This window comes from Mesorhizobium sp. HAY1-8B, from assembly GCF_056868045.1.
Genome location: NZ_CP200321.1, coordinates 5115649 through 5138250, shown reverse-complemented (window position 1 = coordinate 5138250; position 22602 = coordinate 5115649). Strand labels below are relative to the sequence as shown.

At 63.6% G+C, this 22602-nt stretch carries 25 protein-coding genes and 1 riboswitch; of the genes, 16 read left to right on the top strand and 9 right to left on the bottom strand.

Annotated elements, in window-relative coordinates; genetic code table 11:
• Window positions 1-12 precede the first annotated feature (12 nt).
• The 3 genes from AC1VON_RS24635 to AC1VON_RS24625 all read right to left on the bottom strand — a co-directional run bounded on the left by AC1VON_RS24635 (window position 13) and on the right by AC1VON_RS24625 (window position 2940).
• Window positions 13-969 (bottom strand): HpcH/HpaI aldolase/citrate lyase family protein, encoded by a 957-nt coding sequence (locus tag AC1VON_RS24635; protein ID WP_172350022.1) that lies wholly within the window; start codon window positions 967-969, stop codon window positions 13-15.
• Window positions 970-980: 11 nt separating this feature from the next.
• Window positions 981-2171, bottom strand: a complete 1191-nt coding sequence (locus AC1VON_RS24630; protein WP_483125165.1) for an aminotransferase class V-fold PLP-dependent enzyme — start codon at window positions 2169-2171, stop codon at window positions 981-983.
• Between the two features lie 148 nt (window positions 2172-2319).
• Window positions 2320-2940 (bottom strand): response regulator transcription factor, encoded by a 621-nt coding sequence (locus AC1VON_RS24625; protein WP_483125164.1) that lies wholly within the window; start codon window positions 2938-2940, stop codon window positions 2320-2322.
• Window positions 2941-3364: 424 nt separating this feature from the next.
• On the opposite strand from AC1VON_RS24625, the gene mgtE reads away from it, so the two are divergent.
• Window positions 3365-4777: a magnesium transporter gene (mgtE, locus tag AC1VON_RS24620; RefSeq protein ID WP_483125163.1), complete on the top strand. Its 1413-nt coding sequence runs from the start codon at window positions 3365-3367 to the stop codon at window positions 4775-4777.
• Window positions 4778-4914: 137 nt separating this feature from the next.
• The gene (locus AC1VON_RS24615; RefSeq protein ID WP_006203215.1) at window positions 4915-5301 is read left to right on the top strand and encodes a MerR family transcriptional regulator; all 387 of its coding nucleotides are present in this window, start codon (window positions 4915-4917) and stop codon (window positions 5299-5301) included.
• Between the two features lie 6 nt (window positions 5302-5307).
• Here the strand turns inward: AC1VON_RS24615 and AC1VON_RS24610 are convergent, their stop codons facing one another.
• Both AC1VON_RS24610 and AC1VON_RS24605 read right to left on the bottom strand, forming a co-directional pair.
• Window positions 5308-5784 (bottom strand): methyltransferase family protein, encoded by a 477-nt coding sequence (locus AC1VON_RS24610; protein ID WP_483125162.1) that lies wholly within the window; start codon window positions 5782-5784, stop codon window positions 5308-5310.
• A complete protein-coding gene (locus tag AC1VON_RS24605) occupies window positions 5781-6779 on the bottom strand; it encodes a heparan-alpha-glucosaminide N-acetyltransferase (protein WP_483125161.1) in 999 nt (332 codons plus the stop codon). The genes AC1VON_RS24610 and AC1VON_RS24605 overlap by 4 nt, the downstream gene beginning before the upstream one ends.
• A gap of 207 nt (window positions 6780-6986) precedes the next feature.
• Between AC1VON_RS24605 and AC1VON_RS24600 the strand changes: the two genes are divergently transcribed.
• Window positions 6987-8186, top strand: coding sequence for an MFS transporter (locus tag AC1VON_RS24600; RefSeq protein WP_483125160.1), 1200 nt, complete (start codon window positions 6987-6989; stop codon window positions 8184-8186).
• 3 nt (window positions 8187-8189) lie between these two features.
• On the opposite strand, the gene AC1VON_RS24595 is transcribed toward AC1VON_RS24600, so the two are convergent.
• Complete coding sequence (locus tag AC1VON_RS24595) at window positions 8190-9359, bottom strand: aromatic ring-hydroxylating oxygenase subunit alpha (RefSeq protein WP_483125159.1); 1170 nt, start codon at window positions 9357-9359, stop codon at window positions 8190-8192.
• A gap of 143 nt (window positions 9360-9502) precedes the next feature.
• Window positions 9503-9700, top strand: a riboswitch (cobalamin riboswitch).
• Between the two features lie 36 nt (window positions 9701-9736).
• On the opposite strand from AC1VON_RS24595, the gene AC1VON_RS24590 reads away from it, so the two are divergent.
• From AC1VON_RS24590 to cobO, 4 genes are read left to right on the top strand one after another with little or no spacing between them, the layout of a single operon-like run.
• Entirely contained in the window at window positions 9737-9916 is a 180-nt protein-coding gene (locus AC1VON_RS24590; protein WP_027029535.1) for a CbtB domain-containing protein, read from the top strand.
• 15 nt (window positions 9917-9931) lie between these two features.
• The gene (locus tag AC1VON_RS24585) at window positions 9932-10741 is read left to right on the top strand and encodes a CbtA family protein (protein ID WP_483125158.1); all 810 of its coding nucleotides are present in this window, start codon (window positions 9932-9934) and stop codon (window positions 10739-10741) included.
• Complete coding sequence (gene cobU / locus AC1VON_RS24580; protein WP_483125157.1) at window positions 10734-11249, top strand: bifunctional adenosylcobinamide kinase/adenosylcobinamide-phosphate guanylyltransferase; 516 nt, start codon at window positions 10734-10736, stop codon at window positions 11247-11249. The genes AC1VON_RS24585 and cobU overlap by 8 nt, the downstream gene beginning before the upstream one ends.
• Window position 11250: 1 nt before the next feature.
• Window positions 11251-11880 carry a cob(I)yrinic acid a,c-diamide adenosyltransferase gene (gene cobO / locus AC1VON_RS24575; protein ID WP_483125156.1) on the top strand — a complete coding sequence of 210 codons (630 nt, stop codon included), beginning with the start codon at window positions 11251-11253 and terminating at the stop codon, window positions 11878-11880.
• Here cobO and cbiB read toward each other — a convergent pair.
• Window positions 11877-12851, bottom strand: a complete 975-nt coding sequence (gene cbiB / locus AC1VON_RS24570; RefSeq protein WP_483125155.1) for an adenosylcobinamide-phosphate synthase CbiB — start codon at window positions 12849-12851, stop codon at window positions 11877-11879. The two genes, cobO and cbiB, sit on opposite strands and share 4 nt — an antisense overlap.
• Between cbiB and cobD the strand changes: the two genes are divergently transcribed.
• Entirely contained in the window at window positions 12850-13896 is a 1047-nt protein-coding gene (gene cobD / locus AC1VON_RS24565; RefSeq protein WP_483125154.1) for a threonine-phosphate decarboxylase CobD, read from the top strand. The two genes, cbiB and cobD, sit on opposite strands and share 2 nt — an antisense overlap.
• Window positions 13893-14477 carry a tyrosine phosphatase family protein gene (locus AC1VON_RS24560; RefSeq protein ID WP_483125153.1) on the top strand — a complete coding sequence of 195 codons (585 nt, stop codon included), beginning with the start codon at window positions 13893-13895 and terminating at the stop codon, window positions 14475-14477. Before cobD ends, AC1VON_RS24560 begins: the two co-directional genes overlap by 4 nt.
• On the opposite strand, the gene AC1VON_RS24555 is transcribed toward AC1VON_RS24560, so the two are convergent.
• Both AC1VON_RS24555 and AC1VON_RS24550 read right to left on the bottom strand, forming a co-directional pair.
• The gene (locus AC1VON_RS24555; protein ID WP_483125152.1) at window positions 14408-15211 is read right to left on the bottom strand and encodes a creatininase family protein; all 804 of its coding nucleotides are present in this window, start codon (window positions 15209-15211) and stop codon (window positions 14408-14410) included. The two genes, AC1VON_RS24560 and AC1VON_RS24555, sit on opposite strands and share 70 nt — an antisense overlap.
• A gap of 177 nt (window positions 15212-15388) precedes the next feature.
• Window positions 15389-15772, bottom strand: coding sequence for a RidA family protein (locus AC1VON_RS24550; protein ID WP_027044938.1), 384 nt, complete (start codon window positions 15770-15772; stop codon window positions 15389-15391).
• Between the two features lie 267 nt (window positions 15773-16039).
• Here AC1VON_RS24550 and AC1VON_RS24545 point away from each other — a divergent pair, with 267 nt between their 5' ends.
• The 7 genes from AC1VON_RS24545 to AC1VON_RS24515 are packed head-to-tail and all read left to right on the top strand — an operon-like array spanning window position 16040 to window position 22596.
• Window positions 16040-17044: an ABC transporter substrate-binding protein gene (locus AC1VON_RS24545; protein WP_172350038.1), complete on the top strand. Its 1005-nt coding sequence runs from the start codon at window positions 16040-16042 to the stop codon at window positions 17042-17044.
• A 12-nt stretch (window positions 17045-17056) separates the two neighbouring features.
• Window positions 17057-17881 carry an ABC transporter ATP-binding protein gene (locus tag AC1VON_RS24540; RefSeq protein WP_483125151.1) on the top strand — a complete coding sequence of 275 codons (825 nt, stop codon included), beginning with the start codon at window positions 17057-17059 and terminating at the stop codon, window positions 17879-17881.
• A complete protein-coding gene (locus tag AC1VON_RS24535) occupies window positions 17868-18719 on the top strand; it encodes an ABC transporter permease (protein WP_483125150.1) in 852 nt (283 codons plus the stop codon). The genes AC1VON_RS24540 and AC1VON_RS24535 overlap by 14 nt, the downstream gene beginning before the upstream one ends.
• Before the next feature lie 4 nt (window positions 18720-18723).
• Window positions 18724-20025: a cytosine deaminase gene (locus AC1VON_RS24530; protein WP_483125149.1), complete on the top strand. Its 1302-nt coding sequence runs from the start codon at window positions 18724-18726 to the stop codon at window positions 20023-20025.
• Window positions 20025-21428 carry an FAD-binding oxidoreductase gene (locus AC1VON_RS24525; RefSeq protein WP_483126374.1) on the top strand — a complete coding sequence of 468 codons (1404 nt, stop codon included), beginning with the start codon at window positions 20025-20027 and terminating at the stop codon, window positions 21426-21428. Before AC1VON_RS24530 ends, AC1VON_RS24525 begins: the two co-directional genes overlap by 1 nt.
• Window positions 21428-22009, top strand: coding sequence for an NAD(P)H-dependent oxidoreductase (locus tag AC1VON_RS24520; protein ID WP_483125148.1), 582 nt, complete (start codon window positions 21428-21430; stop codon window positions 22007-22009). The genes AC1VON_RS24525 and AC1VON_RS24520 overlap by 1 nt, the downstream gene beginning before the upstream one ends.
• Window positions 22009-22596: an NAD(P)H-dependent oxidoreductase gene (locus tag AC1VON_RS24515; RefSeq protein WP_483125147.1), complete on the top strand. Its 588-nt coding sequence runs from the start codon at window positions 22009-22011 to the stop codon at window positions 22594-22596. The genes AC1VON_RS24520 and AC1VON_RS24515 overlap by 1 nt, the downstream gene beginning before the upstream one ends.
• Window positions 22597-22602: the final 6 nt, after the last annotated feature.

The window sequence follows — 22602 nt, the reverse complement described above, 5'->3', positions numbered from 1 at the left end:
CTCCCTGAACAGTCAATGCGTGGCGGTTTGGCCAGCACGTTCGATGGCTTCGTTGACCACCAGAACATTCCTCGCCATGCGTTCCGACGCGGCGTCGATCATCTTGCCGTCGAGTGCGGCTGCGCCTTTTCCCAGAGCCTCGGCTTCCTTGAGCACCTCAAGGATGCGCCTGGCCCGCGCAACCTCCTTTTCCGGCGGCGAGAAGACGTCGTTGGCAAGCGCGATCTGCGAGGGGTGGATCGCCCATTTGCCTTCGATGCCGAGTGCCGCCGCGCGCCTCGCGCCGGCGATGTAGCCCTCCGGATCGGAGAAATCGCCGAATGGTCCGTCAATGGCGCGCAAGCCATAGGCGCGGCAGGCGACGGTCATCCGCGATAGCGCGAAATGCCACTGGTCGCCGGGATAGTCGGGGTTGAGGCCACCAATGTTGACGGTGCGCGCCTTGCAACTGGCGGCATAGTCGGCGACGCCGAAATGCATCGCCTCGAGCCGGCCAGGCGTCGCGGCGATCGCCTCGACATTGGCCATGCCGAGCGCGGTTTCGATCAACGCTTCGAGGCCGACACGGGTCTTGTAACCCTTGGCCATCTCGATCTGGTTGACCATGGCCTCGACCATGTAGAGATCGGCCGGGACGCCGACCTTCGGCACCAGCATGGTGTCCAGCCGGTCGCCGGCCTGTTCCATCACATCGACCACGTCGCGGTACATGTAGTGGGTGTCCAGCCCGTTGATGCGCACCGAGACGGTCTTGCCCTTGGCGCGCCAGTCGATGTCGTTGAGCGCCTGGATGATGTTCTTGCGGGCGCGTTCCTTGTCGGGCGGGGCGACCGCGTCCTCGATGTCGAGGAAGACGAAGTCGGCAGCGCTGTTGGCCGCCTTGTCGATCATCTCCGGGCTGGAGCCGGGAACCGCCAGTTCGCTGCGCTGGAGTCTCAATTTCCTGAGGTGGTTGATGGTGTGGCTCATCGTCGTATCCCTCAGGCGGCTTCGGCGACCGGCACGGCGGCCGAGGCGCGGAAATGCTGGATGGCGGCGCCGACGCCGGAACCAGGCGCCAGGCGCACGCCGCAATCGAGCAGCGCCATTTCGGCCGCCGACAGCGAGGCGAGCACCATCACCTCGTTCAGCCAGCCGAGATGGCCGATGCGGAAGACCTTGCCCATCACCTTGTTGAGGCCGCCGCCGAGCGAGGTCTGGTAGGTGCGGTAGGCGCGCTTGACGACGTCGCCGCTGTCGATGCCTTCAGGAACCAGAATGGCGCTCACCGTATCGGAATGCCATTTCGGCGCCCTGGCACACAGCTTCAGGCCCCAGGCGTCGACCGCCTTTCGCACGCCTTCGGCGAGCCGATGATGGCGGGCGAAGATTGTGTCGAGGCCTTCCTCGGCGATCAGGTCGAGCGAGGCGCGCAGGCCGCGCAAAAGCTGCGTGGCCGGCGTGTAGGGGAAATAGCCGGCATCGTTGGCGCGGATCATGTCCTCGAAGGAGAAGAAGCAGCGCCTGTGTGTGGCGGTTCGCGAAGCAACGAGCGCCTTCTTGCTGACGGAGAGAAAACCGAGGCCGGCGGGCAGCATGAAACCCTTCTGCGAACCGCTGACGGCGCAGTCGACGCCCCATTCCTCCTGGCGGAAGTCGATCGAGCCGATCGACGACACGCCGTCGACGAAGAGCAGGGCAGGGTGGTTTGCGTCGTCGAGCGCGGCGCGGCAGCCGGCAACGTCGCTGGTCACGCCGGTCGCCGTTTCGTTCTGCGTGCAGAAGATTGCCTTGATGCGATGCGTCTTGTCCGCCTTCAGCCGTTCGGCATAGACCTCGAGCGGTACGCCGGTGCCCCATTCGCAGTCGATCACCTCGACCTCGAAGTCGAGGCGCTCGGCCATGTCGACCCACAGATGCGAGAACTGGCCGAAGCGCGACATCAGCACCCGGTCGCCGGGGCTGAGCACATTGGTCATCGCCGCTTCCCAGGCGCCGGTGCCGGAGGAGGGGTAGATGAAGACGCGGCCGGTCTCGTTCTTGAAAACGCGTTTGATATCCTCGAACAGCGGCAGAGTGAGATCGGGGAAGGACGCGGCGCGCATGTCCTCCATGGGCAGGTTCATCGCCTGCCGGACCTGTTCGGGAATGTTGGTCGGCCCGGGAATGAAAAGATGGGTGAAACCGGCCATGATGCGAACTCCTCCTGATCCAGCAAAGCGGTGGGGGGAGTTTCGTTTCGAGGGCTAAAGCCAACAACACCTTGGCGGGTAAGATCTCGCCGCGCGCGGGTGGGAAAAGCCTACCCGCTCAGCCTACCCGAGTGGCCCGGGTTCTGTCCTACCCGAAAGGCTGCTTCTGGGTGCGTTTCTCCCGCGCATAGAGGGCGACGGCCATCGCCCGGTTGCGGACATCGAGCTTGTCGTAGAGATTCTTCAGGTGGTATTTCACCGTGTTCTCGGAAATGCCGGTCCGCGTGGCGATCTGCAGATTGGTCCAGCCGTCGGAAAGCACCGCCAGCAGCTCGCGTTCGCGCACGGTGAGCTGCGCCAGCGGCGTGTCATTGACCTTGTTGATGTCGATATAAGGGATGCAGATGCGGCCATGCGCGACCGCCAGTATCGTGTCGAAGATGATGGCTGGGTCGTCGAACTGGAAACAGTAGCCCTGGGCGCCGAGCCGCACGCATTGCTTCAGGATGCCGATGTCATGGTCGTTGGAAAAGACGGTGATGCGCACGTCAAGCTTGCGGCTCTGGATCTCGGCCAGCACATCAGCGCCGTCCATGTCGGCGAGCTTCCAGCCGATGACGGCGACGTCGAACCCGCCCTTTGCCGCCAGATCCAGGAATTGCCTGCCGCTCTGCACGGTGCTCAACAGGTCGAAACGGCCGTCGCATTCGAGCATTTCGCGCAGCGCCGATATGACGAATGGGTTGCGCTCGGCGACGACAATGCGCATGCGCCGGTCGCCAACTGCCTTGCTCGTTTTCCCGGGCTTGCTGTTCAAGGGCCGTTTTTGTCCTGGGCTGGTTGTGCCGCAACTCCGAGGCCAGGCTTCAGGCCTGGACCCGTATCATGACAATTCTGCCCCAATCGCGCCGGGGTGCTCTTTCCCCAGCGACATCGGCTGTCGCGCCGCCTGAAGCCGGGATTGGCTGGTTCTTGATGGGATAGGCATTGCCAGGTCAGGCATCCGCGATACACTCGCCGGACAACGTGGAGCAGGCGTTTCGTTTGATATTCCGTACCTTAGAGCGATAAGTTCTCGAATCGAATCGCGTCTGTACGCGAGATGCATCGGATTTCCGCGAAACCGGTTTCCGCTTTAGGGTCCGATGCTCTAGACCTGAGGCACAATTTTTCCGGGATGGCAGGAGGCGCTGGTGGAGGACAAGCAGACGACCTCCGCCAAGGCGGCTGACGATGCCCGCGCCGATATCTATGGCGAGGACGGTGCGGTCCTTCCGTCTTTCCTTGCCCAGATCGGGGCGGCGATCGCCGATCGCGATACGCTGACCCTCAAGCATGAAGTCGACCATCTGCACCAGTCGGAACTCGGCGACCTGATCGAGGCGCTGCATCCCGAACAGCGGCAGGCCCTGGTCGAGCTGCTGGGCGCCGATTTCGACTTTTCCGCGCTGACCGAGGTCGACGAGGCGATCCGCATGGAGATCGTCGATCATCTGCCCAATGCGCAGATCGCGCAGGCGGTGCAGGAACTCGATTCCGACGACGCCGTCTACATTCTCGAAGATCTCGAAAAGGAAGACCAGGACGAGATCCTCTCGCAGCTGCCGTTCACCGAACGGATCAGGCTGCGCCGCTCGCTCGACTATCCCGAGGAGACCGCCGGGCGGCGCATGCAGACCGAGTTCGTCGCGGTGCCGCCGTTCTGGACCATCGGCCAGACCATCGACTACATGCGCGAGGACAAGAACCTGCCTGAGCGCTTCAGTCAGATCTTCGTCATCGACCCGACCTTCAAACTGTTAGGGGCCATCGACCTCGATCAGATCCTGCGCACCAAGCGCGCGGTCAAGGTCGAGGATGTCATGCACGAGACGCGCCACGCCATTCCGGCCACCATGGACCAGGAAGAGGCGGCGCGGGAGTTCGAGCAGTACGATCTTTTGTCAGCCGCGGTCGTCGACGAGAATGAGCGGCTGGTCGGCGTGCTGACCATCGACGATGTCGTCGACGTCATCCAGCAGGAAGCGGAGGAAGATCTGCTGCGCATGGGCGGCGTTGGCGACGAGGAACTGTCCGACACAGTGTTTGCGACCTCGCGCTCGCGCGTTCCCTGGCTGCTGGTCAACCTTGTCACGGCATTTCTGGCGGCATCGGTGATCGGCCTGTTCGACCACACGATCGAGCGGATCGTGGCGCTCGCCGTGCTGATGCCGATCGTGGCCGGCATGGGCGGCAATGCCGGTTCGCAGACCATGACCGTCACCGTGCGGGCGCTGGCGACGAAGGACCTCGACATCTACAATGCCGCCCGCATCATCCGCCGCGAAATGGGTGTGGGCTTCATCAACGGCATCGTCTTTGCCGTTCTGATCGGCATCGTCGCCGCCGTCTGGTTTCGCGATCCCAATCTGGGCGGGATCATCGGAGCGGCCATGATCATCAATATGTTCGCGGCCGCACTCGCCGGCATCCTGATCCCACTGCTGCTCGACCGGTTCAAGATCGACCCGGCCGTGGCGTCGGCGGTTTTCGTCACCACCGTCACCGACTGCGTCGGCTTTTTCGCTTTCCTTGGCCTTGCAAGCTGGTGGTTCGGCGTAAGGTAGTCGCCTCAATTGACTTTTACGTAAATGCCGTGCGAGGCTCGCGCGGGGGCCATGTCGATTCCGGCGGCCAAGGGTTTGGTTCAGGACAGAAGGCGGCGCCGCGTGGCGGTCGCCCGGAATTCCGACTTGGAGTGACAATGCGGGAATATTATTCGATCACCGAACTGACCCGCGAATTCGACGTGTCGACGCGGACGCTGCGTTTCTATGAGGACGAAGGCCTGGTGCAGCCGGTGCGGCGTGGCCGAACGCGGCTGTTTCGTCCCTCCGACCGCCATCTCATCCGGCAGATCATGCGCGGCAAAAGGCTCGGCTTCTCGATCAACGAGATTCGCGAAATCATCCAGATGTACAAGGAGCCGCCGGGCGAGGTCGGGCAGCTCAAACTGATGATCAAGCGCATCGAGGAAAAGCGCGAGGATCTGAGGCAAAAGCGCCGCGACCTCGAGGAGACGCTGGCCGAACTCGACCAGGCCGAGGAATCCTGCGTCGAGCGGCTCGTGGAGCTTGGCGTCAACACCTGACGCTGTTCAAATCCAGCGCCGCACCCGCTTCGCGTAGTCGCGGTATTTCTTGCCGAATTTCGCCGCCAGTATCTTTTCCTCGCCCTCGATCGCCAGCTTCTGGGTGAGGAAGGCGGCGATGAAGGCAAAGAGCAGGAACCAGGCTATCCCCGAGACAAAGGCGACGCCGATCAACAGCAGTGTGTTGGCGAGATACATCGGGTTGCGGGTGACGCCGAAGGGGCCGGTCGTGACGAGATGGTCGGGCACGGCATTGGGATTGAGCGTTGTCCTGGCCCGCATCATGGTGCGGATGGCGGTGAACCAGAGCACGGCGACGCCGAACAGCGCCACCCAGCCGGCCGCGAACAGGAGGTCACCCAGGAGATCGCCGATCCAGGGCAGGGGATAGAGCATGCCGAGGATGACGCTGATGGCGATCGCCGCGGTGTAGATAACCGGCGGCCACGGTATCACCCCGGGCTTCGGTTGGGGCTCGGTCATTGCGTTCCTCCCTCATCCATCTTGTCTTCGGTCTGGGCCGTGCAACTGCCGGCCAGATCGCCCAGATGCGCCCGGAATTCCGCAGTCTGGTCGTTGTTCTCGAGCCGATCAAGAGAGGCTTCGCCCTCGAGCGTCGTCAGCATGCATCCGCAATAGCTCGAACAGAAGGTTGCGTTGCGCGTCTGCTCGCACGAGCGCTGGCAGGTTTTGAGGAAATTGACCTGCGGGGTTTCGACCTGGGCCGGCATCAGTTGCGAGAACAACCAGACGCAGCCGATCAGCACCGGCTGGTGGATCAGGTAGAAGGCGAGGCTGTGGCGGCCAATGAAGACCAGCGGACTGGCCCAGCGTCCGGGTTCGAGGCTCGCAAGGCGGGCTCGCATGCCTGATGCGGAGGCGAGTTTCGCCACGCCGATGCCGACAAGCACCGCGCCGAACCATGGAAACAGGGGCACATAGTCGTTGGATCGCGGATTGATCGCCGACAGGCCGATCCACCACAGCCAGGGATGATCCAGCGCCTCGAAGCGCAAGTAGATGGGCGCCGCGATGACCAGCGCGGCAATGACAAGCGTCAGCAGCGCGGGCAGCCGCAGGAAGGCGAGGCCGAGCAGGCTGGCGAGCGCGATCTGGTGCAGGATTCCGAAGAAGATGAAGCCATCGGGCGTGGCGATCCGCGTGACGACCGAAATGGCGATCGCCGCTCCGGCAACCATGGCGAACCGCTTCCAGAAGCCGTTCCAGCGGATTTGCCGGCCATGGGCGAGGTACAGGCTGACGCCGACCAGGAACAGGAAGGTCGAGGCGATGCAGCGTGCGTAGATCTTCCACCAGCCGAAGGCGGTGAGGCCCGGATCGGTGTAGCCGAAGAATTCCAGGTCCCAGGTGAAATGGTAGCTCGCCATGGCCAGCAGCGCGATGCCGCGCACGATGTCGATGGCGACGATGCGCCTGGATGGCTCCGGAACGGGTGCGGTCGGCATATGGATGGTCATGGTCTCGCGATCTGATTCAGCCCGCCTGAGGACTATCACGGTTGGACGGGACAGAAGAAGGCCAGGGGGTGGATCAAGCGACGCTTTAGGCCAGAGCCGGGAAGCCTTTGACCGGCTTCGCTTTTGGCCGGTAACGGGTCGGTTTCCTCTTAATCGCCCGGGAATGGCCAGGGCAGATTTGGCTGGTGATTCTGCTTTGGGGAAGCAATGTCCACCCATGTGCGCCATCCGATCTGGCTCCCGGCCCTCAAGGCTGCGGATGCGCGCACCTTCGCCTCGCTCTACGCGGTGGAGTCCTTTGCCCGCGCCACGGTGTCGAGCGTCATCCCGATCCAGGCCTACGAGATCCTGCACAACGAGCAGATCGTCTCGATCCTCTACACCATCGTGGCGCTGCTCGGCCTGTCAGTGACCTTGTTCATGCCGATGCTGATCCGCCGCTTTGCCCGGCGCTGGGTCTACACGGCGGGCGCCTGCCTGCTCGCCATCGGCTCGCTGTTCTTCGTCACCCATACGCTTGCCGGGCAACTGGCGGGGATGCTGTGCCGGGTGATGGGCGCGAGCGCTTTGTCGATCACGCTCAACCTCTACATCATGGACCACATCCGCAAGACCGACTTCATGCAGGCCGAATCGCTGCGCATGGCGTGGTCGATGTTCGCCTGGACCGGCGGGCCGACGCTCGGCATCTTCCTCTATACACGCTTCGGCATCTACGCGGCGCATGGAGCGGTGGCGGTGTTCGCGCTGGCCTTGCTGGCGTTGTTCTGGACCTATCGGCTGGGCGACAACCAGTCGATCCGGCCCGGCAAGACCCGGCCGGCCAATCCGCTCGCCAATATCGGCCGCTTCGTCGCGCAGCCCAGATTGAGGCTTGCCTGGCTGATCGCCTTTGGCCGCTCCTGCTTCTGGACGACGTTCTTCGTCTATGGGCCGCTGTTCATGGTGATCACCGGCCAGGGCGAGCTGGCCGGCGGCCTCTTGGTCTCCGCCGGCAATGCGCTGCTGTTCATGGCCATCTTCTGGGGCAAGGCCGGAAAACGCTTTGGCGGTCGCATGACCATGACCTTTGCCTATTTCGCCATGTCGGCAACGCTCATGGCGGCAGGCGCGGTGGGCGAGAGCGTGCCGCTGCTCACCGGCGCCTTCCTCTTGTGCGGCGCCTTCTTCACCATCGCGCTCGACGCCTTGGGTTCGACCGCCTTCATGCGTTCGGTACGATCTTATGAACGGCCGCAGATGGCTGCGGTCTACCGCACCTATCTCGATTTTTCCGAACTGACGCCGCCTCTGGTCTATTCAGTGGTGCTGGCTTTCTTCGGGCTGGGTTCGGTGTTCGTCACGCTCGGCCTGCTGGCGGCGGCGTGCGGCTTCGTGACCTGGCGCTATCTGCCGAAGTCACTGTGAGGATCACGGCGAAAGCGTTGCGTGGTGTTCGCGCACCCAGTTGTGGAAGCGGTGCAGTTCATATTCCTCGGGCATCAGCACGCCGGCGGCGTGCCGCATCGAGCGCAGGCCTCTCTGGTTGACCTCGCAGATCGCCGCATCCTCCTCCAGCACCTGTGTGCCGAAGGCGATGATGTTGTCGATGTCGGTCGCGGCCAGCGCCTCGGGCGCGAACAGCCATTCGGAGACAAGTTCCGTCTGTTCCGGCCCGAGCGGCACCAGCCGAACGGTCCTGACATAGTCGACATGGCCGACGATGAACATCGAGGGCAGGCTGGTGGCGTAGGTCTGGCCGGCGGCGCGTTCGGCTGGTGTCAATCCCGAGAAGACCGGCCCATGGGTCTTGCCGTCGCTCGACCAGGTTTCGGCGCCCGCCCGCAGACCACCGGAAAACTCCGGCGCGTCATTGTCGGCGTGGCGGGTCCATTCGGGGTCGTCATGCCGGCTCATCAGGCCGCGGCCATAGATCGGCACCAGCCGCGACAGGTCCTTGTGGACGCCCGGACAATGCAGGCACTCGTTGAAGTTCTCCCAAAAGATCTTCCAGTTGCAGTGCATCACCTTGCGCAGCACATGGCCTGCCACCAGCGTTTCCAGAGGCCAGTTGCCGAGATTGCCGGAGGCCGGGTCGAAGGATGCCTGCGCGGAGCCCGCCGCGTCCTCCTGCAAATTGATGAACACGAAGCCGCGCCATACCGAGAGTGCGACGCGATAGAGCGGATGGTCGGCCTTGTCGAAGCCGTCCGGCAATGATTTCGACGGCACGCGCACGAGGTCGCCGCGCAGCGAATAAGACCAGGCATGATAGGGGCAGGTGATCAGCCGCGCCTTCAGCCGGCCCTCGCTCTCCTGGCAAAGTTGGGAGCCGCGATGCCGGCACGTATTGTGGAAGGCCCGTAACGCGCCGGTGTCGTCGCGCAGCACGATGATGTCCTGCGTGCCGATGCGGAATCGGCGAAAGGCCAGCGGTTGGGCCAGATCGGCCTCGCGGCAGACCAGCAGCCAGTTCTTGTACCAGATGGCATCGAGGTCCAGTTGATAGGCCGCTGCATCCCAATAGGCCGATGAGGGCAGGGTGGGTTCGGCCTGGGTCAGGCCGTTATAGGGATGGCGCTCGCTGGCAATTGGCTGCATGGCTGGCTTCCTGTGAAGAGGCAGCCGACACCCGGCCAGCATAATTGTCAATTGTGGTGCCGATGACGGCGGATGTGGGCGGCATGGCGTAATCGCGCTGGTTACCGGCGGAATTTGGTTTGCCGGAGGCGATGATTCTGCCTATAGTCGCCGATGTCGTCGGTTCCATTTTGGAGCCAAGAGGGAATACGGTGCGGGCTGACTTGTTGCCCAATGCCGTTGCTGCCCCCGCAACTGTGTGCGGTAGTCCTCTCCATATGCCACTGAAGATTTGTCTTCGGGAAGGTGGGGAAGGGCGCTGATCCGTGAGCCAGGAGACCTGCCGGCGACAGGAAACTGACTTCGATGCCCTCGGGTGGAGGGTGAAAGGACAAGACATGACTACCGCTTCCGTCTCTCTCGGCGCCTCCGTTTCCTCGCAGTCGCGCTTCATGCAGCTGGCGCTCGCCGCGCTGCTCGGCACCTTCATCATCGGCTTCGTCGGCTTCTCGCATATCGATGCGGTCCACAATGCCGGTCATGACAACCGGCATTCGATGGCGTTTCCCTGCCACTGACGAGGATCTGACATCATGAATCTGTTTCGCAACGTCGTGTTCATCGCGGCGATCGCAGGGCTCGTGGCCGGCGTCGTTCTCGCCTGCATGCAGGCCTATGCCACCGTGCCGCTGATCCTCAAGGCGGAAGTTTACGAACAGGCCGAAGGCGGCCATAGCCATGACCATGCCACGGCGCCGGCTGATGCCGCCAGCGGCAACGCAATGAGTTCCGCCGCGCCAGCGGCATCGAATGCCATGAGCGCTGCCACCCCGGCTCCGGCCGCAGCGGCTGTTCCGGCCGAGGACGAGGGCTGGGCGCCTGCCGACGGCTTCGAACGTTTTGCCTTCAACGTGGTGTCCAACGTCGTTACCGGCATCGGCTTCGCGCTGATCCTGGTCGCTGTTTCGGAATTCGCCGGAGGCATCGGCAATTGGCGCCAGGGCGTGTTCTGGGGCCTGGCCGGCTTTGCCGTTTTCACGCTGGCGCCCGGCCTCGGCCTGCCGCCGGAACTGCCGGCCATGCCGGCGGCCGACCTCACGCAGCGCCAGATCTGGTGGGTGGCAACGGTGGTCGCGACCGCCATCGGGCTTGGCCTGATCGCGTTCCGCAAGTCGTTGCCGCTTGCCATCCTTGCCGTGCTGCTGATCGTGGCGCCGCACATCGTCGGCGCGCCGCAGCCCGATAGCTTCGAGACACCGATCCCGGAAGGCCTGCACCACCAGTTCGTGGTGGCGGTGACGCTGACCAATCTGGTGTTCTGGCTGGTGCTTGGCGCCGTCGTCGGCGTGGTGCGCGGACGCTTCACCGGCACCGCGACCAGCCTGCGCGACAGCTTTGCCTGATCGCGGCAAGCTGAGCTTCATCATTGGTGGCGCGCGCTCGGGAAAGAGCGCGCACGCCGAAACCCTGGCGACGGCGTTGCCCTCGCCATGGGCCTATATCGCCACCGCGCAAGCCTATGACGACGAGATGCGCGAGCGCATAGCGCTGCATCGGGCGCGGCGCGGCGCGGGCTGGACGACTATGGATGCGCCGCTCGACCTCGCCGGCGCGCTCGAGGCTTTGCCCGATAGCCACCCGGTGCTGGTCGACTGCTTGACGCTGTGGCTGACCAATCACATGCTGGCAGACCATGACCTTGGGTTTGAGTGCCGGCGGCTGGCGGATGTGTTGTCGCGACCTCGCGGGCCGTGGTTCGTGGTATCCAACGAAGTCGGGCAAGGCATCGTGCCGGACAATGCGCTGTCGCGCCGCTTTCGTGATGAGGCCGGTCGGCTCAACCAGCAGGTCGCGGCGATCGCCGATACGGTGCTGCTGATGGTGGCGGGGCTGCCACTCAAGGTGAAATGAGATGACCGATATCGACGGCAAGACCACCGAAGACCGGGACGAAGAGCGCCACCGCGCCAAGATGGCCAAGCGCAAGGCGGTGCAGGACGCCGAGGTGGCGGCCAAGACGATCGAGAAGGGCCTGCTGATCGTCAACACCGGCCCGGGCAAGGGCAAGACGACAGCAGCGTTCGGTTTGGCGCTCCGCATGCTCGGCTATGGCAGGCGCGTCGGCGTCGTCCAGTTCATCAAGGGCAAGTGGCATACCGGCGAGAAGGATGCTTTCGCAACCTTCGGCGACCGCGTCGTCTGGCACGCAATGGGCGAGGGCTTCACCTGGGAGACGCAGGATCTGAAACGCGATATCGCCGCTGCCGAAGCCGCCTGGGCCAAGGCGCTGGAGTTGATGGCCGATCCGTCCATCAGCCTTGTCGTGCTCGACGAGCTCAATATCGCATTGCGCTACGACTATCTCGATCTCGACAAGGTGGTCGCAGCGCTGAAAGCGCGTCACGAGGGACTGCATGTCGTCGTCACTGGCCGCAACGCCAAGCCGGCACTGGTCGAAGCTGCCGACCTGGTCACCGAAATGGCTGTGACCAAGCACCACTTTTCGGCAGGCGTGAAAGCCCAGCAGGGGATCGAGTTCTAGAACGCCAGAACCGCGACAACCGAGACCAAGCCGACCAGCGCGATCAGCAGATAGTCAGCGACGCGGTAGAGTTTCAGCGCCCGCCTGATGTCGCCGCTGTCGACGTCGCGGCGGCCGCCTTCACCCATGAAGACGTCGTCGACCATGATGCCGCCATAGCTGCGCGGCCCGGCCAGTGCCAGACCGAGCGCGCCGGCCATGGCCGCTTCCGGCCAGCCGGCGTTGGGCGAGCGATGTTTTTTCGCGTCGCGCCACACCGCGTGCCAGGCGCTGCGGGGATCGGCGTCCCTGACCAGGAAAGCCGCCAGCACGATCAGCAGCGCCGTCAGCCGAGAGGCCGGCAGGTTGATCCAGTCGTCGAAGCGCGCCGCCGCCCAGCCGAAGGCCTCGTGGCGCGGGGTGCGGTGGCCGATCATCGAATCGGCGGTGTTGGCGGCCTTGTAGGCGGCGCCGCCGGCCAGCCCGCCGACACCGGTCCAGAAGGCGGGAGCGACGATCCCGTCGGAAAAATTCTCCGCCAGACTTTCGATCGCCGCACGGCAGACGGCGGCGCGGTCGAGCGCTTCGGGATCACGGCCAACGATTCGCGAGACGGCGACACGGCCCATGGCCAGCCCGCCTGTATCGAGCGCGTCGGCGACGGATTCGACATGTTCGTAAAGGCTCTTCTGCGACAGAAGCGATGTCGCCAGAAGGGCGGCAACGATCAGTCCCAGGGGAACGAACCAGAGCAGGACAAGCTGTACGCAAAGGCCGATCGCCGCCGGCACCAGCACGATGACCAGAAGTGCCTGGACACCGCGTTGGCGACGTAGTGCGTCGGGATCAGTGGCGCGGTTGAGCCTGCGATCGAGAAAGGATATCAGCCTGCCGAACCACGTCACCGGATGGCCGATGGCGCGAAACAGCCAATCCGGGTAACCGAGGGCGAATTCGACGGCCAATGACAGGAAAGCGATCAGGACTGACATGAAGCTTCTTGAAGGAGCGGTGGACCATGGTGGAAGTCTCGGCCGGGCGAGGGTGCTTTTCCCCAACGCCGTATTGCCTTTCGTCGACCTCTCTACCGGTATCAATCCGCACTCCTACCCGCTTTTCGACCTGCCCGCCACCTCGCTGTGGCGATTGCCGGAAGCCGGGCGAGCGCGTGAGCTGACAGAGATAGCGGCCAGAACCTACGGCGCGCCGTCGCCAGCCAACGTCGTCGCGGCGCCCGGCACGCAGATCCTGTTGCCGCGCGTGGCGTCGCGGGTCAGGCCTGGCAAGGCGTTGGTGCTGGGGCCGACCTATGCCGAACATGCGCGTGCCGCCGCGATCGCCGGTCACGAGGTGAGCGAAGTCAGCGATTTCGCGGCGCTGGCGCAGGCCGACCTTGCCGTCATCGTCAATCCCAACAATCCCGACGGTCGCGTAATCGAGCGCGGCCGGCTGCTGGCGCTGGCCGCCGGGCTGCGTGCAAAAGGCGGGCTGCTGGTCGTCGACGAAGCGTTCATGGATGTCGGCCCGCGCCAGCACAGCCTCGCCGGTGACGTCGATCAAGGCGGCATCGTCGTGCTGCGCTCGTTCGGCAAGTTCTTCGGCCTGGCCGGCCTGCGGCTCGGCTTCGCGCTTTCGGATGCAGCGACGGTGGAATCTCTGGAATCGCAATTCGGGCCATGGGCTGTTGCCGGCCCGGCGCTGGAATACGGCATCCGCGCGCTTGCCGATATCGGTTGGCAGGAAACGATGCGGGGCTCCCTGGCGGACGCGGCGGCGCGGCTGGACACATTGTTCGACCGTTTCGGCGTGCCTGTCGTGGGCGGCACCACGTTGTTCCGCTATCTCAGCCTGCCGGATGCCGCTGGCCTGTTTTCAGCGCTTGGCGAGCGTGGCGTCCTGCTTCGGCATTTCTCCAGCCGGCCGCATGTCCTGCGCGTCGGCCTGCCGGGGAGTCAGGAAGAATGGCTGCGGCTCGAATCGGCCCTTGCCGGTTGGGCGACGCGGCACGAGGATCGATCAAAGGGTTTAACACCATGATCCATGTCTGTTCGTTGTCGAAGATCGAGGAGACGGTGGCCAGGGCCGGTGCCGACCGCATGCTGTCGCTGCTCTCCGTCGGAACGGATGTGACGCGTCCGGCATCGATATCGAGAGAGAATCATCTGCACCTGGTCATGCACGATATCGCGGTGGCTCAGGACGGCATGACCATGCCGGGCGAGGAGCATGTGCGCAACCTGCTCGATTTCGCGCGCCGCTGGGACCGGGCGAAGCCCATGGTCGTGCATTGCTATGCCGGCATCAGCCGCTCGACGGCTTCGGCCTACATCATCGCGGCCGCGCTCGCGCCGAAGCGCGACGAGGTCGAACTGGCTCGGACGCTGCGGACACTGTCGCCATCGGCGACACCCAATCCGCGCTTGATTGCGGTGGCCGACGCGCTGCTGGAGCGCGATGGCCGAATGATCGAGGCGATCCATTCGATCGGGCGCGGCGCCGACGCGTTTGAGGGCACGCCGTTCGAGCTGAAGATCGATATCCAAGTCGATTATTTCAGCCAATCGGCTAGCTTTGCCTTGCGCACATCCCTGAGCAGGCTGATGAACCCGTCGGCTTGATGTTCCGCTGTCAGCCGGCCTTTTTCCGATGTCGCGATGCTTGCATCGCCGACCACCCCGTTCGGGTTGAGATCGCCGGCAATCCAGGCAAAGGCGTGGGTGCCGGTATGGCGCAGCAGCGAGAATTCCTTCTCGGCCCCGGCGACGTTGGAAACGAAATTCTCGGCCTTGGCCATGTCGACGAGATCCGGCCGGAAATGCAGCATCAGCGAGGTCTCGACGTCGCCGCCATGGATTCCGTGACGATCCTCGAGTTCGGTATACATGCCGGCCGGCCGGCCAAAACGCTGCCAACTCGTCTTCACCGCCAGCATCTTTTCGCGAACCCGCAATTCGCGCGTGATGATGCCCATGATCTCTTCGTTGCCGCCATGCGAATTGACGACGATGAGCTTGCGCACGCCGGCGCGCGCGATCGACACGCCAAGTTCGGTCCAGGCCTCGACCAGCGTCGTTGCGGGCAGGGTGAGCGTGCCCGGCGCGTGCAGATGCTCATTCGACTTGCCGACCGCCTGGACCGGCAGGATGCGGATGTCCAGATCGTCGGGCAGGCGGGCGATCACCGTGTCGAGCATGCCGTTCATGATCGAGGTATCGGTCGAGACAGGCAGATGCGGGCCATGCTGCTCGATCGCCGCCACCGGCAGGACGGCGATCGTCGCCTCCGGATCGATCGAGGCGTATTCCGTGGTCCGGTAGTCACCCCACCAGACTCGTCTTTTGGCTACGGTCATATCATGCCTCTTCAATGCTCAGGGCAGAGAGCAGTTCACCGTTTCACGGAAACGACGAACCGCTCTAACTCTTTGTTTTGACGCAATTCCCTAGGGAAAACGCTACGCGCTTTTCCCGGGAAAACCGTTTCACACTTTTCCTGGAATTGCTCTAGCCCGGCATGGGCGGCCTGTCGATCACCCGGCAGCGATGGCTTCGACCTCGACCTTGAATTCGGGCCGGGCAAAGCCGGAAACGATCATAAGTGTCGAAGCCGGCGCCGGGCTTGAAAACAGCCGATCGCGGACATCCATATAGGGCCGCAGATGCGCGCGGTCGGTGACGTAGGCGTTGATGCGCACGATATCCCCGAGTCCCAGCCCGGCCTCTCCAAGGATCGCCTCGATGTTGCGGAAGCAGAGCTCGGCCTGGGCGCCGGCATCCTCGGGGATCTGGTCGTCCGCCGTGATGGCGACCTGGCCCGAGCACAGCACCAGCCGCTTGCCGGCGGGCACTTCGACGCCGTGGCTATAGCGGGCAAAGGGAGGCTTGATCGACTTGGGGGTGAGGAATCTGAACATGGCAATCTCCTGGATGCCGTCAGCCTAAGGCCGTATTCACTACAGCTTCAAGATGGCCTGGGATGTCGCTGGTGCGATTGTGGACAGGCGTTCAAAAAATAGGCACGATGCCTCCGGTGCAGCACTACCTATCCGGCTTTCGCAGATGGCTGTGGTGCAAGCCGGCGGGTCCCGGCGCGAGACGCCGGTGGCATGTGTCTTGCTTCTTGAATCTTTGGTGTCGAGCCTGGCGCGAGGCGCGCCGGAGCAAACAAAGGGTGGTTGTCGATGTACGCAAAACAGAAGACCTCGGTGGCGGTGGTGGCCTTGCTTGCCGCCAGCACACTGGGGGCCGCGGCGAATGAAAAGGTGACCTTCGGCACCAACTGGCTGGCCGAGCCGGAACATGGTGGATATTACCAGGCCGTGGCGGACGGCACCTATGCCGCTTGCGGCCTCGACGTCACGATCATGCAGGGCGGCCCGCAGGTCAGCGGCCGGCCGATGCTGCTGGCCGGCAAGATCGATTTCTACATGGGAGGCAACCTGTTGTCGGCCTTCGATGCCGTCCAGCAAGGCATTCCGATGCGCGTCGTGGCCGCCGATTTCCAGAAGGACCCGCAGGTCATCATGTCCCATCCCGGCGAGGGGCTCGACAAATGGGAAGACCTCAAGAATGCCGACCAGTACATTCTGGGCGATGAAGGCGTGCAGACCTTCTTCCAGTGGATGGTCACGGCACTTGGCTTCGACGCCGCCAAGCGCGCACCCTACACCTACAACACCGCTCCTTTCCTCGCCAACAAGAAGTCGATCCAGCAGGGCTACGTCACGTCGGAGCCGTTCGCGGTCAAGAAGGAAGGCGGCTTCGTGCCCAACCAGTTCCTGCTCGCCGACTATGGCTGGGACACCTACTCGACGACGATCGAGGTCATGCAGGACACGATCGACAAGAAACCGGAAGTGGTCCAGTGCTTCGTCGATGGCTCGGCCAAGGGCTGGTACAAGTACCTCTACGGCGACAACAAGGCCGCCAACGACATGATCAAGAAAGACAATCCTGACATGACGGATGAGCAGATCGCCTTTTCGATCGAGCAGATGAAGAAGTTCGGGCTTGCCGATTCCGGCGATACCGAAAAGCTCGGCATCGGCGCCATGACCGATGCACGGATCAAGAGTTTCTACGACAAGATGGTCAAGGCCAAGGTCACGCCTGATGGCATCGACATCACCAAGGCCTACACGCTGGCCTTCGTCAACAAGGGTGTCGGGCTCGACCTGAAGAAATAGGCCAGCCTGGGCATGATAGGGGAAAAGGTGGCGCAAGCGCCGGCATCGGACGTCGCTCCGACCTTGCTGGCGCTGCGCGGCGTCGGCAAGGTGTTTTCCAACGGCGTGACGGCACTGAGCGCTGTCGACCTGACGATCCGGGAAGGCGATTTCCTTAGCCTGCTCGGGCCGTCCGGCTGCGGCAAGTCGACGGCGCTGCGGCTGATCGCCGGCCTGTCGACGCCGACCTCCGGCGTGCTCGACTGGCGCGGCGGTGGCTCGCTCGACCGCGCCAATATCGGCTTCGTCTTCCAGGAACCGACGCTGCTGCCCTGGGCCAGCGTCTTCGACAATGTCTGGCTGCCGCTGAGGCTGAAAGGCATTTCCCGCGCCAAGGCGGCGCCGGCGATCACGGAGATGCTGGCGCGGGTTCACCTGACCGGCTTCGAGGACGCCGTGCCGCGCGAACTGTCGGGCGGCATGAAGATGCGTGTGTCCATCGCGCGGGCCATGGTGACCAAGCCGCGCGTGCTTTTGATGGACGAACCGTTCGCGGCACTGGACGAGATCACCCGCTTCAAGCTCAACAACGATCTGCTGGAGCTTTGGCAAGACGAACGCTTCACCGTCGTCTTCGTCACCCACAGCGTCTTTGAGAGCGTGTTCCTTTCCAACCGCGTCGTCGTCATGGCGGCGCGGCCGGGCAGGGTGTTCGACGAACTCGCCATCGAGGCTTCCTATCCGCGCGACGAGGCGTTTCGGACCTCGCCGGACTACGCGGCCCTGTGCCGGCAAGCCTCGGACGTGCTGGTCAATGCCATCAATTCAACAGCAGGCGCGCATCATGACGGTCATTGACGAAGGGGTGCTCAAACTCGACCCCGAGGAAGCGCGCCGCGTGCGCCAGGAGCGGCTCGAGCGGGTCGGCCGTTGGGTGCTGCCGCTGGCGATCATGATCCTGGCGATCTGGCTGTGGGACCGCATCTGCGTCTGGAACGAGATCCCGCAATATATCCTGCCGCGCCCCGGCGTGGTGCTGCAGACGCTCTACAACGATGCCGGCCTGCTGCTCTCCTCGCTGCTGGTCACCTTGCGTATCACCTTTCTCAGTCTGGCCCTGGCCGTCATCGGCGGCGTTGGCCTTTCGGTGCTGTTCGCGCAGTCGAAATGGGTGGAGATGTCGTTCTTCCCCTTCGCTATCGTGCTGCAGGTGACACCGATCGTGGCGATCTTTCCGCTGATCAATATCTATGTGAACAACCAGACGACCAAGCTCCTGCTCTGCGCCTGGATCGTCGCCTTCTTCCCGATCCTGTCCAACACCACGCTTGGCCTCAACTCCGTCGACCGCAATCTGCGCGACCTGTTCAAGCTCAACGGCGCGACACGCTGGCAGCAATTGCGATATCTGCGGCTGCCGGCGGCAATGCCTTATTTCCTCGGCGGCTTGAAGATCGCCGGCGGCCTATCGCTGATCGGCGCCGTCGTGGCCGAGTTCGTCGCCGGCGCCACCGGCCAGTCGTCGGGACTTGCCTCGCGCATCATCGAGGCCGGCTACCGGCTGAACGCGCCAAGGCTGTTCGCGGCGCTGTTCCTGATCTCGCTGACCGGCATCCTGATCTTCCTCGTGCTGTCGCTGATTTCGCATCTCATTCTGCGGCGCTGGCACGAAAGCGCGCTGAAACAGGAGCGGTAGGTCCTTGATTCCGAACACAGGTTCATACCATCTCGCCAACGCTCGCGTTCATGCGTCGCTGACGCCCGGACTTGCCGCGGCCTTCGACGGCGACGGCTTTGCGCTCGCCGATATTTCTGTCGCCGACGACAAGATTTCCAGCATCACCGCGCATGGCCGACCGAAGGCGCCCGCCGATGCTATCGACCTTCACGGCCGCATCATCTTGCCCTGTTTCGTCGACTGCCATACGCATATCGACAAGGGCCATATCTGGCCGCGAAAACCCAATCCCGACGGCACTTTCATGGGAGCGTTGAACGCCACCGGCGCCGACCGCGTCGCGCGCTGGAGCGCGCAGGACGTGGCGCGGCGCATGGATTTTTCACTGCGCTCGGCCTACGCGCATGGCACCAGGGCGCTGCGCACCCATCTCGACAGTGTCGCGCCGCAGGAGGAAATCTCCTGGCCGGTGTTCGAGACGATGCGCGAGACATGGCGCGGCCGCATCGAGCTGCAGGGCGCCTGCCTTCTCGGCATCGAGGGCGTGCGCGACAAGACATGGTTCGACAGGCTGGCAAAGCGGGTGGCTGCCGCCAAGGGCGTACTCGGCGTCGTCACCTATATGGTGCTGGACCTGGAAGAGCTGCTCGACCATGTCTTCGCGCAGGCGATCAAGCATGGGCTCGATCTCGATTTCCATGCCGACGAGACCGACGACATTGCTGCCATCTCGCTGAAGAAGATCGCCGAGGCAGCGCTTTGGAGCGGCTTCGAGGGCAATATCCTCGTCGGCCATTGCTGCTCGCTGGCACGGCAGCCCGATCTCGAGGTTCTGGACACGCTGGACAAGGTGGCGAAGGCCGGGTTGGCGATCGTTTCTCTGCCGATGTGCAATCTCTATCTGCAGGACCGGCGTGTCGACGCCACCACGCCGCGCTGGCGCGGCGTCACGCTGCTGCATGAGATGAAGGCGAGGGGCATTCCGGTGGCAGTTGCTTCCGACAATACACGCGATCCCTTCTATGCCTATGGCGACCTCGACGTGCTGGAGGTCTATCGCATGGCGACGCGCATCCTGCATTTCGACCATCCGGTCGCCGACTGGCCGCAAGCGGTCACCGCGACGCCGGCCAAGGTGATGCGGCTTGATGGCTTCGGCACGCTTGCCGCCGGCGGCGGTGCCGATTTCATTCTGTTCAAAGGTCGAAGCTGGACGGAATTGCTGTCGCGGCCCGAATCGGATCGCATCGTCGTGCGCGCCGGACGCGCGATCGACCGGCAATTGCCCGACTATGCCGAGCTCGACGAACTGATGGTGGAATGATGGACGTCTCGGCGCTCAAACGCGATCTCGACGGGATAAAGCTCGACGACAATCCGGCCATCGTCCAGCAGAAGAGCCGCGACTTCTACTGGTACAGCCCGGTGCTGAAGCGGCAGCTCGACCATGTCACCGGCGACCTGGTCGTGACGCCGAAAACCGAGGCCGAACTGATCCGCGTGCTGGCCGCCTGTCATCGGCATGGCGTACCGGTGACGCCGCGCGGCAGCGGCACGGGCAATTATGGGCAGGCAATGCCGCTGTCGGGCGGTGTCGTGCTCAACCTCGCCGAGATGAACGAGATCAAGTCGATCGCGCCGGGGCGCGTGGTGACCGGGCCGGGCGCGGTGCTGGCGGATATCGACAAGGCGACGCGGGCGCATTCCGGCCAGGAACTCAGGCTCTCGCCCTCGACCTACAACACGGCCTCGATCGGCGGCTTCATCGCCGGCGGTTCGGGCGGCGTCGGCTCGATCAATTTCGGCGGGTTGCGCGATTTCGGCAATGTGCTTCGCCTGCGCGTGGTGACGATGGAGGCCGAACCAAAAGCGCTCGAACTCACCGGCGAGGATTTGCACAAGGTGACCCACGCCTACGGTACGAACGGCATCATCACCGAAGTCGAGATGCCGCTGACCGCGGCCTATGACTGGGTCGATGTCATTGTCGGCTTCGATGCCTTCATGGGCGCGGCGCGCTACGGCAATGCGCTCGCTTGCCAGGACGGCATCCTGACCAAGCTTATCACCCCGATCGCCGCACCCGTGCCGCAGCTTTATTTCAAGCGGCATCAGAAGTTTTTCAGGGAAGGGCAAAGCATCTGCGTCGTCATGGTGGCGCAGCATGGGCTGGATGCCTTCCTTGCCTTCACCCGGCGCGCCGGCGGCGAGGTTATCTTCAACGCGGCCACAGCGACGCCGGAGGAGAAAAAGGGCCTGCCGCCGGCCTACGAGCTGGCCTGGAACCACACCACGCTCAGGGCACTGCGTGTCGACCCCGACATCACCTATCTGCAATCGCTCTATCCCTTTCCCAACCAGCTGGCGCTGGTCGAGAAAATGGATGCAATGTTCCCCGGCGAAGTGTTCTCGCATCTCGAATTCGTGCGGCTCGACGGCAACATCACCTGTTTCGGCCTGCCATTGGTGAAGTTCACCACCGAGGCGCGGCTCGACGAGATCGTGCGGCTGCATGAGGAGAATGGCTGCCCGATCTTCAACCCGCACCGCTATACGCTGGAAGAGGGCGGCATGAAGCAGACGGATGCCTTGCAGCTCGCCTTCAAGCGCGAGACGGACCCGCAAGGCCTTCTTAACCCCGGCAAGATGATCGCCTGGGAAAATCCGGACTACGACTACCGCTCCGGGCGGACTTTTTTGTTCAAGGGGCTGCAAAAGGCAGGCTGATGAACATCCTCGTCCTCTACGCCCATCCGGTCGAGACCAGCTTCAATGCCGGCCTGCACCGATTGGTCGTCGAGCGGCTGATGGCGGCGGGCCATACGATCGATGATTGCGACCTCTACGCCGAGAATTTCGATCCAAGGCTGACGCGCCAGGAGAGGCTGGACTATCATGACCAGCGCGGCTCCGCGGACCCCGCGGCGCCCTATGTCGAACGTCTGCTGCGGGCCGATGCGCTGGTGCTTTCCTATCCTGTTTGGAACTACGGATTTCCGGCGATCCTGAAGGGCTTCTTCGATCGCGTGTTCCTGCCTGGCGTGTCGTTCAAGCTGGTCGACGGCAAGGTGCAGCCGTCCCTGCACAACATCAGGAAGGTCGCGGCCGTCACCACCTATGGCGGCAGCCGGTTTCGCGCCATGCTGATGGGCGATCCGCCGCGCAGGCTGATCAAGCGCATGCTGCGCGCGACGGTAAAGCCAGGCGCGCCGGTCACCTACCTCGCGCATTACGCAATGAACCTGTCGACCGACGAAACACGGAAGTCCTTCATGACGAAGGTTGCGGCGAGCATGGATGCGTTCTGATGCGGGTCCTCGTGGTCTACTGCCATCCGGTGCCGGAGAGTTTTTGCGCAGCGGTCCGCGACACCGCTCTCGATGTGCTGAAGGCAAGAGGCTGGGAGGTGCGGCTGCTCGATCTCTATGCCGAGAAATTCGATCCGGTGATGGGTTGTGACGAGCGGCGCACCTACAATGACCAGGCGCCGCGCGATCCCGCGCTGAAGCCGCATTTCGAACTGCTCGCCTGGGCTGAAGCGATCCTGTTCGTCTATCCGACCTGGTGGTACGGGTTACCGGCGATGCTGAAGGGCTGGCTTGATCGGGTGTGGGCGACCGATGTCGCCTTCAAGCTGCCGGCGGGCAAGGGGCGGATCACATCGCTGATGAGGCATGTCACCAAGGTCGGCGTCATCACCACCTGCGGCGCGCCGACCTGGTGGAGCGTCGTCGTTGGACAGCCCGGACGCAAGACCTTGCTGCGCGGCATGCGGGCACTGTGCGCGACGCGCTGCAAGACGTTTTTCCTGGCGCATTATTTGATGGATGCCTCGACGCCGGCAACGAGATCGGCGTTTCTAGCAAAGGTGCGGACGAAGCTGGAGCGGTTTTAGAAGCAG

Coding starts and splice junctions, on each gene's coding strand:
- AC1VON_RS24560 (WP_483125153.1), top strand. CDS start 13,893: ATGATCCATGTCTGTTCGTTGTCGAAGATCGAGGAGACGGTGGCCAGG.
- AC1VON_RS24615 (WP_006203215.1), top strand. CDS start 4,915: ATGCGGGAATATTATTCGATCACCGAACTGACCCGCGAATTCGACGTG.
- AC1VON_RS24550 (WP_027044938.1), bottom strand. CDS start 15,772: ATGTTCAGATTCCTCACCCCCAAGTCGATCAAGCCTCCCTTTGCCCGC.
- AC1VON_RS24545 (WP_172350038.1), top strand. CDS start 16,040: ATGTACGCAAAACAGAAGACCTCGGTGGCGGTGGTGGCCTTGCTTGCC.
- AC1VON_RS24540 (WP_483125151.1), top strand. CDS start 17,057: ATGATAGGGGAAAAGGTGGCGCAAGCGCCGGCATCGGACGTCGCTCCG.
- AC1VON_RS24600 (WP_483125160.1), top strand. CDS start 6,987: ATGTCCACCCATGTGCGCCATCCGATCTGGCTCCCGGCCCTCAAGGCT.
- AC1VON_RS24555 (WP_483125152.1), bottom strand. CDS start 15,211: ATGACCGTAGCCAAAAGACGAGTCTGGTGGGGTGACTACCGGACCACG.
- AC1VON_RS24625 (WP_483125164.1), bottom strand. CDS start 2,940: ATGCGCATTGTCGTCGCCGAGCGCAACCCATTCGTCATATCGGCGCTG.
- AC1VON_RS24525 (WP_483126374.1), top strand. CDS start 20,025: ATGGACGTCTCGGCGCTCAAACGCGATCTCGACGGGATAAAGCTCGAC.
- AC1VON_RS24630 (WP_483125165.1), bottom strand. CDS start 2,171: ATGGCCGGTTTCACCCATCTTTTCATTCCCGGGCCGACCAACATTCCC.
- AC1VON_RS24610 (WP_483125162.1), bottom strand. CDS start 5,784: ATGACCGAGCCCCAACCGAAGCCCGGGGTGATACCGTGGCCGCCGGTT.
- cbiB (WP_483125155.1), bottom strand. CDS start 12,851: ATGTCAGTCCTGATCGCTTTCCTGTCATTGGCCGTCGAATTCGCCCTC.
- cobD (WP_483125154.1), top strand. CDS start 12,850: ATGAAGCTTCTTGAAGGAGCGGTGGACCATGGTGGAAGTCTCGGCCGG.
- AC1VON_RS24605 (WP_483125161.1), bottom strand. CDS start 6,779: ATGACCATCCATATGCCGACCGCACCCGTTCCGGAGCCATCCAGGCGC.
- cobO (WP_483125156.1), top strand. CDS start 11,251: ATGACCGATATCGACGGCAAGACCACCGAAGACCGGGACGAAGAGCGC.
- AC1VON_RS24520 (WP_483125148.1), top strand. CDS start 21,428: ATGAACATCCTCGTCCTCTACGCCCATCCGGTCGAGACCAGCTTCAAT.
- AC1VON_RS24595 (WP_483125159.1), bottom strand. CDS start 9,359: ATGCAGCCAATTGCCAGCGAGCGCCATCCCTATAACGGCCTGACCCAG.
- AC1VON_RS24635 (WP_172350022.1), bottom strand. CDS start 969: ATGAGCCACACCATCAACCACCTCAGGAAATTGAGACTCCAGCGCAGC.
- AC1VON_RS24585 (WP_483125158.1), top strand. CDS start 9,932: ATGAATCTGTTTCGCAACGTCGTGTTCATCGCGGCGATCGCAGGGCTC.
- AC1VON_RS24590 (WP_027029535.1), top strand. CDS start 9,737: ATGACTACCGCTTCCGTCTCTCTCGGCGCCTCCGTTTCCTCGCAGTCG.
- AC1VON_RS24515 (WP_483125147.1), top strand. CDS start 22,009: ATGCGGGTCCTCGTGGTCTACTGCCATCCGGTGCCGGAGAGTTTTTGC.
- AC1VON_RS24535 (WP_483125150.1), top strand. CDS start 17,868: ATGACGGTCATTGACGAAGGGGTGCTCAAACTCGACCCCGAGGAAGCG.